The sequence below is a fragment of the Nocardioides pyridinolyticus genome (genome assembly GCF_054653575.1).
On the sequence record NZ_BAAIFY010000025.1, the window covers coordinates 48962 to 62794 of the forward strand.

General features: G+C 72.3%; 15 protein-coding genes, 1 tRNA gene and 2 pseudogenes. 8 read left to right on the plus strand and 10 right to left on the minus strand.

What is annotated here, in order from left to right; translation table 11 throughout:
- Position 1: 1 nt before the first annotated feature.
- From ACYQ0U_RS18410 to ACYQ0U_RS18425, 4 genes and pseudogenes are all read left to right on the plus strand, one after another.
- Positions 2-118: pseudogene (locus tag ACYQ0U_RS18410) on the plus strand (sulfite exporter TauE/SafE family protein); the annotation flags it as partial.
- A 448-nt stretch (positions 119-566) separates the two neighbouring features.
- Positions 567-1025: an RrF2 family transcriptional regulator gene (locus tag ACYQ0U_RS18415; RefSeq protein ID WP_459975340.1), complete on the plus strand. Its 459-nt coding sequence runs from the start codon at positions 567-569 to the stop codon at positions 1023-1025.
- Between the two features lie 261 nt (positions 1026-1286).
- Positions 1287-1535, plus strand: a complete 249-nt coding sequence (locus tag ACYQ0U_RS18420; RefSeq protein ID WP_459975341.1) for a nuclear transport factor 2-like protein — start codon at positions 1287-1289, stop codon at positions 1533-1535.
- Positions 1536-1566: 31 nt separating this feature from the next.
- Complete coding sequence (locus tag ACYQ0U_RS18425; RefSeq protein ID WP_459975342.1) at positions 1567-1728, plus strand: hypothetical protein; 162 nt, start codon at positions 1567-1569, stop codon at positions 1726-1728.
- 2 nt (positions 1729-1730) lie between these two features.
- Here the strand turns inward: ACYQ0U_RS18425 and ACYQ0U_RS18430 are convergent, their stop codons facing one another.
- The 5 genes from ACYQ0U_RS18430 to ACYQ0U_RS18450 form a co-directional block, all read right to left on the minus strand.
- Positions 1731-2369, minus strand: coding sequence for a DUF2461 domain-containing protein (locus ACYQ0U_RS18430; protein ID WP_459975343.1), 639 nt, complete (start codon positions 2367-2369; stop codon positions 1731-1733).
- A 137-nt stretch (positions 2370-2506) separates the two neighbouring features.
- Complete coding sequence (locus ACYQ0U_RS18435) at positions 2507-3634, minus strand: hypothetical protein (protein ID WP_459975344.1); 1128 nt, start codon at positions 3632-3634, stop codon at positions 2507-2509.
- Positions 3621-4919: a C39 family peptidase gene (locus tag ACYQ0U_RS18440; RefSeq protein WP_459975345.1), complete on the minus strand. Its 1299-nt coding sequence runs from the start codon at positions 4917-4919 to the stop codon at positions 3621-3623. The genes ACYQ0U_RS18435 and ACYQ0U_RS18440 overlap by 14 nt, the downstream gene beginning before the upstream one ends.
- 243 nt (positions 4920-5162) lie before the next feature.
- Positions 5163-5238: transfer RNA gene (locus ACYQ0U_RS18445), tRNA-Gly, on the minus strand.
- Between the two features lie 16 nt (positions 5239-5254).
- A complete protein-coding gene (locus tag ACYQ0U_RS18450) occupies positions 5255-6016 on the minus strand; it encodes an SGNH/GDSL hydrolase family protein (RefSeq protein WP_459975346.1) in 762 nt (253 codons plus the stop codon).
- 49 nt (positions 6017-6065) lie between these two features.
- Here ACYQ0U_RS18450 and dcd point away from each other — a divergent pair, with 49 nt between their 5' ends.
- Together dcd and ACYQ0U_RS18460 are read left to right on the plus strand one after the other, a co-directional pair.
- A complete protein-coding gene (dcd, locus tag ACYQ0U_RS18455; protein WP_459975347.1) occupies positions 6066-6641 on the plus strand; it encodes a dCTP deaminase in 576 nt (191 codons plus the stop codon).
- Positions 6642-6669: 28 nt separating this feature from the next.
- On the plus strand, positions 6670-7620 hold the full coding sequence (locus tag ACYQ0U_RS18460) for a siderophore-interacting protein (protein WP_459975348.1): 951 nt from the start codon (positions 6670-6672) through the stop codon (positions 7618-7620).
- 30 nt (positions 7621-7650) lie between these two features.
- Here the strand turns inward: ACYQ0U_RS18460 and ACYQ0U_RS18465 are convergent, their stop codons facing one another.
- The gene (locus ACYQ0U_RS18465) at positions 7651-8469 is read right to left on the minus strand and encodes a DUF4097 family beta strand repeat-containing protein (protein WP_459975349.1); all 819 of its coding nucleotides are present in this window, start codon (positions 8467-8469) and stop codon (positions 7651-7653) included.
- A gap of 76 nt (positions 8470-8545) precedes the next feature.
- Positions 8546-9085, minus strand: coding sequence for a toxin-antitoxin system HicB family antitoxin (locus ACYQ0U_RS18470; protein ID WP_459975350.1), 540 nt, complete (start codon positions 9083-9085; stop codon positions 8546-8548).
- Between the two features lie 143 nt (positions 9086-9228).
- On the opposite strand from ACYQ0U_RS18470, the gene ACYQ0U_RS18475 reads away from it, so the two are divergent.
- Together ACYQ0U_RS18475 and ACYQ0U_RS18480 are read left to right on the plus strand one after the other, a co-directional pair.
- Complete coding sequence (locus ACYQ0U_RS18475) at positions 9229-10965, plus strand: sodium:solute symporter family protein (RefSeq protein ID WP_459975351.1); 1737 nt, start codon at positions 9229-9231, stop codon at positions 10963-10965.
- Between the two features lie 10 nt (positions 10966-10975).
- Positions 10976-11230 (plus strand): hypothetical protein, encoded by a 255-nt coding sequence (locus ACYQ0U_RS18480; RefSeq protein WP_459975352.1) that lies wholly within the window; start codon positions 10976-10978, stop codon positions 11228-11230.
- Here the strand turns inward: ACYQ0U_RS18480 and ACYQ0U_RS18485 are convergent.
- From ACYQ0U_RS18485 to ACYQ0U_RS18495, 3 genes and pseudogenes are all read right to left on the minus strand, one after another.
- A complete protein-coding gene (locus tag ACYQ0U_RS18485) occupies positions 11212-12165 on the minus strand; it encodes a PASTA domain-containing protein (RefSeq protein WP_459975353.1) in 954 nt (317 codons plus the stop codon). The two genes, ACYQ0U_RS18480 and ACYQ0U_RS18485, sit on opposite strands and share 19 nt — an antisense overlap.
- A 5-nt stretch (positions 12166-12170) precedes the next feature.
- Entirely contained in the window at positions 12171-12725 is a 555-nt protein-coding gene (locus tag ACYQ0U_RS18490) for a hypothetical protein (RefSeq protein ID WP_459975354.1), read from the minus strand.
- A 21-nt stretch (positions 12726-12746) separates the two neighbouring features.
- Positions 12747-13833, minus strand: a pseudogene (locus ACYQ0U_RS18495) (hypothetical protein); the annotation flags it as partial.

Below are 13833 nucleotides of genomic sequence, written 5' to 3' on the forward strand. Positions count from 1 at the left end.
GATCCACTTCTCCGAGATCGGGACCTCGCTCGTCTCGGGCGTCGCCCACCACACGCTCGGCAACGTGGACTGGCGCACGGTCGGCATCCTCGCCATCCCGGGATTCGTCGGTGCGTTCGCGGGAGCGACGTTCCTCGTCCAGCTCGACGGCCGGACGGCCCGGGTCGTCGTCTCCGTCGGCGCCTCCCTCGGCTTCCTCGCCGCGCTCGGCAGCCAGGGCATCGAGTGGGCCGTCGTGCCCGCACTGATGCTCGGCGGCGTCGTCGCCGCCCCGATCGCCGCGACCCTGGTCCGCTACCTCCCCGCCCGCATCCTCGGCGTCGCCGCGGGCGGCCTGATCGTGTTCACCAACGTCCGCACCCTCGGCATCCAGATCGGCGCCGAGCACCTGACGATCGCGCTGGTGGCCTCGCTCGTCGTCACCCTGTGGGTGCTGTGGATCTCGTGGGCGGTCAAGCTCGACCAGGCCGAGCGGGAGGGGGATCGGCACGCCCGGGCGACCTCGTCGCCCACCAGTAGCCGCCAAGGTCGACTGAACAAGTCGACACATCTGACACACTGGACGCATGCGAGTTTCCGCCAAGTCCGACTACGCCCTGCGTGCGCTGATCGAGATGGCCTCGCGTGCAGACGGTCGCGCCGTGAGCGCGGAGGAGCTCGGCCGGCTCCAGGACATCCCCCACGGCTTCCTCCAGGCCATCCTCGCGGACCTGCGCCGCGCCGGCGTCGTGATGTCCCAGCGCGGGCAGTCCGGTGGCTGGCGGATGGGTCGCGAGGCCAGCAGCGTCTCGGTCGCCGACGTGATCCGCGCCGTCGACGGTCCGCTCGTCTCCGTCTACGGCCTGCGCCCGGAGGCGGTCACCTACAACGAGGCCGCGGACGTGCTCCAGCACGTGTGGATCGCCGGCCGCCGCTCGCTGCGCGACGTGTTCGAGAACGTCTCCATCCAGGACCTCGCCGACCGGCGCCTCCCGGACGCGGTGACCTCGCGGACCGCCGACGAGGACGCCTGGCAGCCCCACTGAGCGGTCGGGCAGGACGGCGCAGTAGAACGTGTTCTACAGTGGCGCCATGATCACGTCGGACGCCATCACGTGGACCGCGCCGAACGACGACCACCCCGCGCGGGCGGCCTCGCAGCGCTCCTACTCCGCCGTCGCCTCCGCCGTCGCCAAGGGCGACCTGGCCGAGTGGCTCACGGTGTACGCCGAGGACGCGGTGCTCGAGGACCCGGTGGGTCCGTCGATGTTCGCCCCGAGGGGCGGGGGCATCGCGGCCACGCGGGCATGGCGGCGTTCTGGAACAGCGCAATTGCGCCGATCGCGCAGTTCGAGTTCGAGATCCACGACTCCTTCGCCAACCCGGGCGGCAACACCTGCGCGAACATCGGCCGGATCCGGACCTCGTTCCCCGACGGCAGCCACACGACGACCGAGCTGATCATGGTCTACGTCGTGAACGACGCCGGCCTGGTCACGTCGATGAAGGCCTACTGGGAGCCGGACCGCACGATGGCGAGCTTCACCCCGGCGTGACCGGATCGCCGGCTCGCGCGTCGTAAGGGTCATGGAGCAGCAGCCCGGAGGGCTCGAGGAGTTCGCCCTGGCGGAGGTACGCGTCTTCGCCGCCGGCGGGTACGTCGCCGTCGCCCAGGTCGTGCCGCGGGGTGGTTCGGTCGACGAGGACCGGCTTCGTGACCTCGCCCTGGCGGACGCGTGGTGGGACTGACGTCAGTCGCGCACGTGCTCGGCGACCCACTCCACGAGCGGCCGCAGCGACTGCCAGTCCTCGCGCACGAGGTCGAGCAGCTCGGGGGTGTGGATCACGGGCTCGAAGCCCAGCTGGTGGCCGGCGGTCAGGGACCGGTGGCGGAGGAGCTCGATGCGCGGGTGGTCGGCGTCGTACCCGCGGGGCGTGGTCTTGAGGCGGTCGCCGCCGATCTCGAAGTCCTGCTTCGCGAGCCTCGCCAGGATCTTCTCCAGGGCGGGACCGAACCGGTCGTGCGCGACGGCCGCGCGGAAGGCAGCGAGGCGGCCGCCGCTGGCCTCGTAGAAGCCCGCACCGGTGCGGACGCCGCGGGGCGAGACCTCGACGTACCACCCGGTCGCCTCGCCGACCCGGACGAACGCGCCCTGGTGGGTCTTGTACGGCGTCTTGTCCTTCGCGAACCGGACGTCGCGGTAGGGGCGGAAGATCTTGGCCGACCCGAACTCCGGCTCGAGCGCCGCGCACAGCGCGGCCATCGGCGCCTTCACCGACTCCTCGTAGACGGTCCTGTGCTTCTCCCAGAACGCCTTGGTGTTGTCGACCTCGAGGTCGTCGTAGAAGTCCAGGGCAGCGACGGGGAAGCCGGTGAAGGGAGCGCTCACGACCGGCAAGCGTAACGAGACGAGGTGGCGGCACCCGCTGCGACGCCGCCACCTCGCCGTCACGTCGGATCCCCATGCTCCGACAGTGGGTCCAACGCAGCGAGGGCGCCTGCGTGACGGGTGTGGCGCGAATTTCCTCAGCGCACGCGGGCGGTGACCTGCTCGTCGCCGTCCTCGGCGAGCGCCGTGACCGTGACGTGGTCGCCGCCGCAGCGCGGCTCGGACAGGAACGCCCGGCCACCGGGGGACTCGTAGGCCACGCTCAGTCCGTCGGCGGGGGACCAGCGCATCAGCGCCGCCGGGTCGCCCTCGGTCTGCGGGTCGCGGGTGAACCACGCCGCCTCGCCGCACCAGACCAGGCTGCCGGCGACCCCGGGCCCGAGGTCCGTCTCCTCGCCGCCGGACGTCGCGTGGAAGTGGGCCTGCTCGATCCGCTTCTCGTTCGGGATCACCGACCACACCTGGCCGTCCTCGGTGAGCAGGCCGTCCCAGGCCGAGCACTCCTCGACCCCGTCGAACGGGGTCGCCTCGGTGCCGCTGATCGCCATCAGTGTGCGGCAGGAGGGGCGGCCGGCGTCGAAGCTCAGCACCGAGGCGCCGCCAGGCGTGAGCTGGCCGCCGTTGAAGCCGTGCCGCTTCGGGGCGCACCACGAGAGCTGCGAGTCCTGGGTGGTCAGGTCGACGGTCGCGACGCAGTAGGCGCGGCCGGGCCCGACGGTCGCGTGCATCAGCCGGTCGCCGCCGAGGGCCCAGGTGCCGCCGTTGGTGGTGGGTACGTCGGACGTCGCGTCGATCGTGAACGTGTGACCGGTCTCGAGGTCGGTGACCTCGGCCCGGCTCGGCTCCGCCTCGGTCGGGTCCTGGAGCACCACGACCGCCCAGCGCTCGTCGAGCAGCCCGTCGCTGACGCGCCACGTCGACGAGCCCTCGCCGGAGGAGCCCCGCGGGCCGTCCAGCGACCAGCCCGCGCCGTTGCCGGTCACCGTGAGCGTCCAGTCGCTGTTCCGGGTGACGCTGTCGCGGACCGGTGCGTCGACCGGCTGCCAGTCGAGCTCCTGTGCGGTGGTGCCGGTGGCGGTCGGCGACTCGGTCGGCGTCGGGCCGGCCGCGGTCGTCGACGGGCTCGTCGTCGGCTCCGTCATCGGGTCCGTCGTCGGCTGCGTGCCCTCCGGCCCGCCGTCGCTGCACGCGGTCAGCGTCAGCGCCACCGCGACGCCCGCGACGGCGTACCGCAGGCGCCGCACGCCGGCCTCAGACGCCGACATTGTGCTGGAAGTGCGCCTTGTTGGCGCGGAAGCTGCGGTAGGCGTCGCGCCACTGCACGCGGGCGATGTAGGGCTCGGACGGGTCGAACCGCTGCTGGTTCCAGGGCTCGAAGTAGCCGAGCTGGTCGGGCTTCTTGCCCCTCTTCGCGAAGCCGCGGCCCACCTGGAAGTGCCCGGATGCGTCGTCGTCGAGGTAGGGGTAGTACCGCTTGAGCAGGATCGGGTGCAGCACGACCGGTGCGCGGTAGTCGTAGATGTGGCGCATCATCAGCTGCATCCACTTGCTGAAGGTGTAGTCGCCGATGTCGAGGACGATGTAGGGCCCGGCGTACTTCTTCCGGTCGTAGCCGGTCGCCTGGTTGACCACGCGCACCATGTCCCAGATCGACGTGCCGCTGGTGGTGGTGCGCAGACGGCTGGCCCAGTGCTTCTGCGGCTTCCGCGCCTTCTGCCAGCCCCACGCGATCATCTGCATCGAGGCCGGGCCGCACCAGTAGGTCCGGGTCTGCGCGGCGGTGTTGTCGCCGTCGAGGATCTGGAAGCGCCTGGGGTAGTGGCCCTTGACCGGCACCTTGGTCGGCTGGACCGTCGGGGACGACGTGGGGCTGGGCGACTTGGTGGGCTTGGCGGTGTTGGGCGTCGCGCTCTGCGGCTTCGCCACCGCGGCGCTCGTGGAGGTTTCGCGTGCCTCCGGGTGCCGGTCGAGGAAGCCCTCGGGCAGCGGCACGCCCTCGATCTGGTGGCGGAGCAGCCACACCTTGGCGATCGAGCGAGCGGCCATCCGCAGCTCGGCACGATCGGCCCGGGCCAGTGCGGCCGGGCTCATCCGGGCCCGCTGGGCGAGCGCCGACTGCGCGTCCAGGTCTCCGGTGGTCTCCACCGCGCCGGCCGGGCGGGCCGCGACCTGCCGGGCGGCGCTCACGGTGCGAGCCCGCACCTGCTCCTCGGTGTCGTGGGTCCAGCCCGCGCCCAGGCAATAGCGCTGCCCCTCGAACTCCGCGCACCGGACGGCGGTCTCGGCGAGCTGCTCGGGCGTGGCCTTGCCCGTGGTCCGGGCCGTCCGGCGGCTGAGCATCGTGCCCTCGTTCACCACCCGGTCGATCTCGGCCCGGGCCTGCGGGGTCAGCTTCGAGAAGCCGGCCGTGTCGGCCGCGCGGGCGCCGTACTCCTGGTCGCCGGACGGGACCAGCGAGTCGTCGTCACCGCCGCCGCGGGGGACGAAGGGCGCGAGCGCCAGCAGGAGGACCAGGGCGCCGACGACGATGAGCATGGGGCGGCGAGACATGGAAGGAAGACCTCGAGACTCAGGGGAAGGGAGCCACCCCACTGTCACCTCTGGTCACTTGGATAGTCAAGTGCATCATCAGTCACGGCAGTGTCGCGCGCGCCGATTCATCACGGGAGGCAGGCGAATCGGCACTCCCCTCGGTGGGCCCGGCACGGGGAGTGGGCACTCACCTGCCTACCGTGATGAATCGGCAACGGCCGGAGACACAGAAGACCCGCACGGAGGCGGGTCTTCTGGACGTGGAGCGGATGACGAGACTCGAACTCGCGACATCGACCTTGGGAAGGTCGCGCTCTACCAACTGAGCTACATCCGCATGCTGCGCGGCGATCCTAGTCGATCGGCAGGAGGGTCGGACGCTTCGGGTCCAGACCGTCGCCCGAGGACCGGCCGGTGAGCCGGCGGTGCACCCACGGCACGAGGAACTCGCGGGTCCAGCGGGCGTTCTCGGCGAGCTTCTCCCGCCGGTCCAGGACCGGGATCGGCGCGAGCGGCGGCGGCGCCAGCTGGTGGCGTACGCCGAGGGCGTCGAGCACCCGCATCGCCATCATGCTGTGGCCGGCGGCGTTGAGGTGCACCCGGTCGGAGTCCATCACCGCCGGGAGCTCGACGTCGCGCATCCGCCACTGGTCGACCAGGGTCGCGCCGTGGCGGTCCGCGATCTCGCGAGCCCACTCGTTGAATACGGCGAACCGCCCGCGCACCGAGGCGTAGATGCCCGAGGTGCCGGGGTCGAAGAGCGTGAACATCACGACCCGGGCGCCGCTGGCGCTCAGGCGACCGACCGCGTCTGAGTACCGCGCGGCGAGGGCGTCGAGGTCGACCTTGGGTCGGAGCACGTCGTTGCCGCCGCCGTGGACGGTGACCAGGTCGGGGCGCAGGGCCAGGGCCGGCTCGAGCTGCTCGTCGAGGATCGCGGGCAGCTTGCGCCCGCGGATCGCCAGGTTCGCGTAGCGGAAGTCCGGGTCGAGGGTGGCCAGGTGCTCCGCCACCCGGTCGGCCCAGCCGCGCAGGCCGTTGGGGCGCGTCGGGTCGGGATCGCCGACGCCCTCGGTGAAGGAGTCGCCGATCGCGACGTACCGCTGGAAGCTCACCGGTCCATTGTCCGGACGGCGCCGGGCCGCCCGCCGGTAGGGTGCCAGCGTGCTGCTGTCAGACCGCGACATCCTCAGCGAGATCGACGCCGGGCGGATCGCCCTGGACCCGTACGAGCCGGGCATGCTCCAGCCGTCGTCGATCGACGTGCGACTGGATCGCTTCTTCCGGGTCTTCGACAACCACAAGTACCCGCACATCGACCCGGCGGCCGACCAGTCGGACCTGACCCGGATGGTCGAGCCGGACGGCGACAACCCCTTCATCCTGCACCCGGGCGAGTTCGTGCTCGGGTCGACCTACGAGGTCGTGACGCTGCCCGACGACATCGCGGCCCGGGTCGAGGGCAAGTCCTCGCTCGGCCGGCTCGGGCTGCTGACTCACGCGACCGCAGGCTTCGTCGACCCCGGCTTCAGCGGGCACGTCACGCTCGAGCTCGCGAACGTCGCGACGCTGCCGATCAAGCTCTACCCGGGCATGAAGATCGGTCAGTTCTGCTTCTTCCGGCTGTCCTCGCCGTCGGAGCACCCGTACGGCTCGACGAAGTACGGCTCCCGCTACCAGGGGCAGCGCGGCCCGACGCCGTCGCGCTCGTTCCAGAACTTCCACCGAACCGAGATCTGAGCTCGTGAAGTTAGGCTAACCTAACTTCATGACGACGATGCAGCACTCGCTCCCGATGATCCTCGACGAGGTCGAGGTCGTCCGGGTGGACCGGCTCTCCCCGTCCTTCGTGCGGATCGAGCTCGGCGGCGCCTGCCTCGCGGAGTTCGGCGTCGACGGCCCGCTCTACGACCAGCGGATCAAGCTGGTCTTCCCCGGCGTGCCCGGCGGCCCGCCGCCGTCGTTCGCCGGCGCCGACGAGTCGTGGTTCGACACCTGGGTCCAGCGCCCCGCGGAGGAGCGCGGGCACATGCGCACCTACACGGTGCGTGACCTGCGCGGCGAGGGCGCCGACGCCCGGCTGGTCGTCGACATCGTGGTCCACGCCGACGACCACGGGGACGTCGGCCCGGGCTGCGACTGGGCGGCCCGGGCGGCCGTCGGCGACCGGGTGGTGCTGATGGGGCCGCGCCGCGGCCAGTTCTACGGTGGCATCGAGTTCGACCCCGGTACGGCGAAGCGCCTGCTGCTCGTCGGCGACGAGACCGCCGTCCCGGCGATCTGCGCGACCCTGGGCCACCTCCCGTGGGACGCCACCGGGGCGGCGTTCCTCGAGGTCCCGACCGCTGTCGACATCCAGACCGTCCAGCACCCCGAGGGCGTCGAGGTCGTGTGGCTGGCCCGCGAGGGCGCTCCCCACGGCTCCCTGGTCCAGGCGGCCGTCCTGACCCACCTGGGCACCGGTGCCGGCCCGGTCGAGGACCCCGAGGAGGTGGACCCGGACCTGTGGGAGACCCCGACGTACTCCTCCTCCGGCGAGGACGTCGGCAGCGGCCACGCGCCGGTCGGGCACGACCTCGAGGACCTCTACGCCTGGATCGCGGGGGAGTCCGGCCTGGTCACCGGCCTGCGTCGCGTGCTCGTGAAGGACCTCGGCGTCGACCGCCGTCAGGTCGCCTTCATGGGGTACTGGCGCCGGGGAGTGGCGATGCGAGGGTGACCGGCCAGCTGTCCTGACCGGAGACCTCGCTCAGACCTCGGCGAGGACGATGTCGCCGCTGACCAGCTGGGCGCGGACCTCGACGTGCGGTGCGCCGTCCTGCGGCTGACCGGCGCCCTGGAGGGTGGACCGGATCTCTCCGGAGATCGTCGAGATGTCGGTCCAGACGGGGAGGCCGGCGGGGATGCCGACGTGGACGTCGCCCGAGGCGGCCTTGGCGGTGACGCGGCCGTTGCGCGCGGCGGAGACGACCATGTCGCCCGAGCCGGTCGTGACCGTGATGTCGGCACCGCCGTCCCCGACCTTCACGTCGCCGGATCCCGTCTTCACGACGGCGGGGCCGCGGGTCGTCCCCAGTTGGACGTCGCCGGAGCCCGTCGAGACCAGCGTGGTCGAGCCGGCGTCGACGACGAGGACGTCGCCCGAGCCGCTCTTGGCCTTCAACTCGGCGCGGACCTCCTCGACGCGGATGTCGCCGGAGCCGGTCTCCACGACCAGCACTCCGTCGACGACGTCGACCTCGACGTCCCCGGACCCGCTCTTGAGCTGGCTCCGGGACACGGTGCCGGTGACGGAGATGTCGGCGCTGCCCGTGCGGACGACGACGTGGCTCCCGGTCGGCAGCGTCACGACGACGTCGAGGCGGTGGTCGCCGAAGATGCCGCGCTGACGAGGGCCCTGCACGCTGACCTCGTCGCCGCTCTGGTGGACCTCGACCTCCTCGGCGTCGCGGCCGGAGATGTCCACGCGGGTCTCGGTGGTGTCGGTGGCCACCACCTTCACCGAGCCCTTGCCGATCGCGGTGAACAGGTGGACGGGCCGGTGGGTCTCGAACTGGTGACTGGTCATGGGGGTCTCCTGGGAAGAGGGTGTGCTCGTCCGCGGGACCGGCCTGGTGCCGGTCCCGGGAGGTCGGGTGCGGGGCCTAGATCCAGCCGGTCATCCGGCGGTGGCCCCGCTTGCCGCCGCCGAAGGGGTCGTTGCCGCTGAGGAACGGGATGCTGGACAGGTCGAGGTCGACGTTGATGGCGCCGCCGTCCCGCGTGGCCGCGCGGACCACGTTGACCAGCCAGGTGTTGAGCGAGCCGCCGGACCGCGCGGCCATCTCCTCGGCCTTCGCCTTGACCGACTCCGGGATGCGGAGGGTGATCCGGGCGACGTTGCCATCGTCCTCGGGGTCCTCCTCGGTGGGGGCGGGGCGCGGCGCCTCGGGTGCGACAGCCGGACCGCTGTCCACGACGAAGTCGAGCTCGCGTCCGACGAGGCGTACGTCGACGCTGCCGGCCGGCATCTCCGCGGTGATCTCGGCGGCGGCCTGGGAGACCGCCTCCATCATCGCGAGCCGGGCCGCGGGGTCGAGGGCGAACGCGAGCCGCTCCGCGACCGCCCTCGCCTCGGGGCCGGCCGCCTCGGCCGCGGCCATGAGGTCCCGGCGGAGGCTGTCGACGTACGGCGTGATGTCCATGCGCACCACGATGACATCACTGCGATGTCATATCAACGCCATAGTGATGTCATGCCGGCGTCGGCGTGCGACCCGGGTTTGTTGCCGAAGGCGACGGGGCACGTCATCCGGTGGTTCGTTGTCGGGTGTGAGAGAGGCCCCTGATGCAGAGTCCCCCCGTACTGGCGAGCACGATCATCGACGCGGCGTTCGTCGACTACCTGATCGTGGCCCTGTACTTCGCCGTCGTCCTCGGGATCGGCCTCCTGGCCCGCCGCCAGATCTCCGACTCGCTCGACTTCTTCCTGTCCGGCCGGTCGTTGCCCGCGTGGGTGACCGGCCTCGCCTTCGTCTCGGCCAACCTCGGCGCCGTCGAGATCATGGGCATGTCGGCCAACGGGGCGCAGTTCGGCCTGCCGGCGGTCCACTACTTCTGGATCGGCGCGATCCCCGCGATGCTGTTCCTCGGCGTCGTGATGATGCCGTTCTACTACGGCTCGAAGGTGCGCTCGGTCCCCGAGTTCATGTACCGCCGGTTCGGCACCGGCGCGCACCTGGTCAACTCGATCTCGTTCGCGGTCGCCCAGCTGCTGATCGCGGGCATCAACCTCTACCTGCTCGGCAGCGTCATCCGGGCGCTGCTCGGGTGGAACCTCACGCTGGCGCTCGTGGTCGCCGCCGTCATCGTGCTGTCCTACATCACCCTGGGCGGCCTGAGCGCGGCGATCTACAACGAGGTCCTCCAGTTCTTCGTGATCGTCGCGGCCCTGCTGCCGCTGACGATCCTCGGCCTCCAGGAGGTCGGCGGCTGGAACGGCCTCAGGGACAAGATCACCGAGAACGCCGGCGCCGGCGGCTCGGCGAGCGCCGCCGACCAGCTCAGCTCCTGGCCGGGCACGGCGCTGACCGGCTTCTCCTCCGACTTCCTGTCGGTCGTCGGCATCGTCTTCGGCCTGGGCTTCGTGCTCTCCTTCGGCTACTGGACCACGAACTTCGTCGAGGTCCAGCGCGCGATGGCGACCGACTCGATCTCCTCGGCCCGCAAGACCCCGATCATCGGCGCCTTCCCCAAGATGTTCGTCCCGTTCATCACGATCCTCCCCGGCATGATCGCCGCGGTCCTCGTCACCGAGATCGCCCGGACCAAGTCCGGCGAGGAGGTCTCGGGAGGTGCGGGCGGGACCGTGACGTTCAACGACTCGCTCATCTACCTGATGCGCGACCTGCTCCCCAACGGCCTGCTCGGCGTGGCCATCGCCGGCCTGCTCGCGGCGTTCATGGCCGGCATGGCGGCCAACATCTCGGCGTTCAACACCGTCATGTCCTACGACCTGTGGGAGCGGTACGTCGTCAAGGAGCGCGACGACCAGTACTACCTGCGCGTCGGCCGGTTCGCGACGGTCGCCGCCACCGTGGTCGCCATCTTCACCGCGCAGCTCGCGTCCAACTTCTCGAACATCATGAACTACCTCCAGACGCTGTTCGGGTTCTTCAACGCCCCGCTGTTCGCCACGTTCATCCTCGGCATGTTCTGGAAGCGGATGACCGCGACAGCCGGGTGGGTCGGCCTGACGGCCGGCACGCTCTCCGCCGTGCTCGTGGCGTTCCTCAGCGAGGACGCGTTCGGCTCGTGGAGCACGGGTGCGCTGCCGCTGAGCGGGCAGGGGGCGTCGTTCGTCGCGGCCGGTGTCGCCTTCGTGGTCGACATCGTGCTCAGCATCGTGGTCTCGCTGGCCACCAAGCCGAAGCCGGCGGAGGAGCTGCGCGGCCTGGTCTACTCCGAGACGCCGCGCGAGGACCTCGTGGACCCGCGGGAGGCGACGTACCCCTGGTACCGCCGCACGCTCCCCCTCGCGGGCATCGCCCTCGTCCTCGTCACCGTCCTGAACATCGCCTTCTGAGGAGCACGACATGGCACGCAGGCAGACCGCGGGCGTCTACGACATCCGCAACGTGATCGGGGGCCTGATCGGCCTCTACGGCGTGATCCTCACCGTGATGGGGATCCTCGACGCCGGCGACAACGGGACCGGCGACGCGAGCGCCAACCTGTGGGCCGGCCTGGCGATGCTCGCGTTCGGCGTCGTGTTCATCGCCTGGGCCCGGCTGCGGCCGGTCGTGGTCGAGGACGAGCCCGAGGCGGCCCGTCAGGACCCCGCCGGGTAGTACGCCACCGCCTCGATCGCGCCGCCGTCGCGGAACACGTCCACCCGGACGCCGCAGCCGGTGCGGTCGGGCGGGCGCACGAGCAGGGAGAACGCGTCGGCCGACCCCGCGACCGGCGGCGCCGGCAGCCCGCAGCGGCCCAGCTGCTCGTCGGCGGCGAGGATCCGGATCGCCGGCACGGCGTAGTGCAGCGGGCGCTCGGTGACGAGCCGGACCTCCCGGGAGGCGTCGCGGAGGCCGTCGAGGACGCCGGTGCCGTCCCAGCCCGCCCGGTCGGCGGCGGCCGAGCCGTCCAGCACGACCAGGCGGGCGTCGCCGGGGCGGACGAAGACCCGGCCGGCGAACTCCGGCGCCGGCCCACGCCCGTTGGCGAAGTCGAGCAGCGCCCACGCCGCCTCGCGGTCGGTGTAGTCGGTCAGGCAGGTGACGTCGGCCGGTACGGCGGTGAACACGGTGATCGGGTCGCCCCGGTCGAACCGCTGGCCCGCCCCGGGGTCCGAGCCGATCGCCCGGTCGAGCACCTCGCAGGCGCGGAGGGGCCGGATCGCCACGTCGAGGCCGCGGTCCTCGAGCAGGGCCCGCGCGTGCGCGGCGTCGTACCCGAACAGGGACGGCACCTGGTCGCCCTCGAGCCGGTCCCCGGGTAGGTCGTCGGGTCGGGTCAGCGCTACGCCGACGCCGACGGCGACCAGCGCGGCGGCGACGGCGGCGAGCGCGATCCGGCGGCGCGGACCCGGTGGCGGCGGCGGGTGGACGGCGTCGCGCAGGGCCTGCTGGACCCCCGGGTCGGGGTCGTCGGACCGGCGGATGGCGCGCCGCTGCTCGTCGAGCACGCGCTGCACCAGCGCGGGCGCCTCGTCCGCGGGCACGCCGAGGGCGGCGGCATCGCGGACCAGGGCGTACCAGCGGGCGTCGCGGTACTCCGCCGGGTCCATGGTTCCTAGGGTTCACCCAGCAGCGTGGAGACCGCCACCAGTCGGCCGCCGTCGTCGGTGAGGAGCTGGACGGCGAAGCGCTGTGCGCATGCGTCGACGCTCGTCAGCGGCGGGACGACGACGGTGCGGTCGAGCTCGCGCAGGTCGGGCGGCAGCGGGCCGTAGGTCGGCATGCAGGATCCCCGCGGCTTCGCGGTGTACGTGACCGCGTCGTGCTGCCGCAGGACGGTCAGCGGGGAGAGCGGGCAGCTGCGTCCGGCGTACGACCCGATCTCGGTGCAGGTCGCCCAGGCGTCGCGGTCGTCGTCGGCGGTGACGACCCCGGTGAAGGCGTTGCCGAGGTAGAGCTGGACCTCCTCGGCCATCGGCGGTGGCTCGCCGCCGCGGGCGAACGCGCGGAACGCCGGGCCGATGTCGGCCGGGGGCTCGGGGGCGGGACTCGTGGTGGCGCTGCCGGTCGGGCTCGGCCGATGCCCCGGGTCGCTCATCGGCACGGGCTCGTCCGCGCACCCCGGGGCGAGGGCCAGGAGCGCGGCGATGGCGAGCAGCCGGGTCCGCACCTGCCCCACGGTAGCCGTGCCTCAGAGGTCGAAGAGCGACCCGGCTCCGTTGATGTCGACGTCGGTCCGCGGCTGATGGCCGGGGCCGCCGGACGGCTTCGGCTTGTCCTCCGCCTTCTCCTCGGGCTCGGGCTCGGGCTTGTCCTCGGCCTTGTCCTCGGCCTGCGGGGCCTCGGGCTCCTCGTCGCGCGCGGCGTCGGTGGCGGCCTGGCTGAGCGCGACCGGGTCCGGCTTGCCGCTGTCGGTGGGCTCGGGGGCCGGATCGGGCTCGGGCTTCGGCTCGGGCTTCTCCTCCGCCGCCGGCTTCGCGGGCGCGGCGGCCGGCTCGTCCGCGGCGATGTCGAACAGTGACCCGCCGAAGTCGAGCTCCCGGGCGGGCTCGGCCCGCTGCACCGGCGCCGGCGCCGGCGCCGGCTCCGGCTCGGGCTCCACGGCCTGCGGCTCCGCGGTCTCCTCGGTCTTCGGGGCCTTCGGGGCCTTCGGGGCCTCCGGCTCCGGAGCCGCGATGTCGAAGAGCGACCCGCCCGACCCGAGGTCGGCGGTGGGCTCCTCCTCGGCCTGCGGGGCCGCGGACTGCGGCTCAACCTGGGGCTCAGGCTGGGGCTCAGCCTGGGGCTCAGGCTCGGGCTCGGCCTTCTGCTGCGCCGCCGGCTCGTCGCCGCCGATGTCGAACAGCGAGCCCCCGGAGCCCAGGTCGGAGTCGGTCTTCGTCTCGGCCTGGGGGGCCGCGGGCGCCGGCTCGGCCGGCTCGTCGCCACCCAGGTCGAACAGCGATCCGCCCGAGGACGCGGGCGCCTGCTGGGCGGCCTTCGCCTCCTCGGCGACCGGCTTGTCCTCCGCGGCGGTCTCGGACTCCGCGGGGGTGTCGAACAGCGACGACCCGCCCGAGGCCTTCGCGGCCGGACCGGTGTCCTCGGTATCGACGACGGTGTCCTCGGTATCGACGACGGTGTCCTCGGTATCGACGACGGTGTCCTCGGTGATGGTCTCGTCGCCGGCCTCCGGCTCGGCCTTGGTCTCGACCGGCTCGGTAGCAGCGGGGGTAGCCGCGGGAGAAGCCGCGCCGGCGCCCGGCGCCAGCTTGGTCGCCATCTCGCCCTTGACCGAC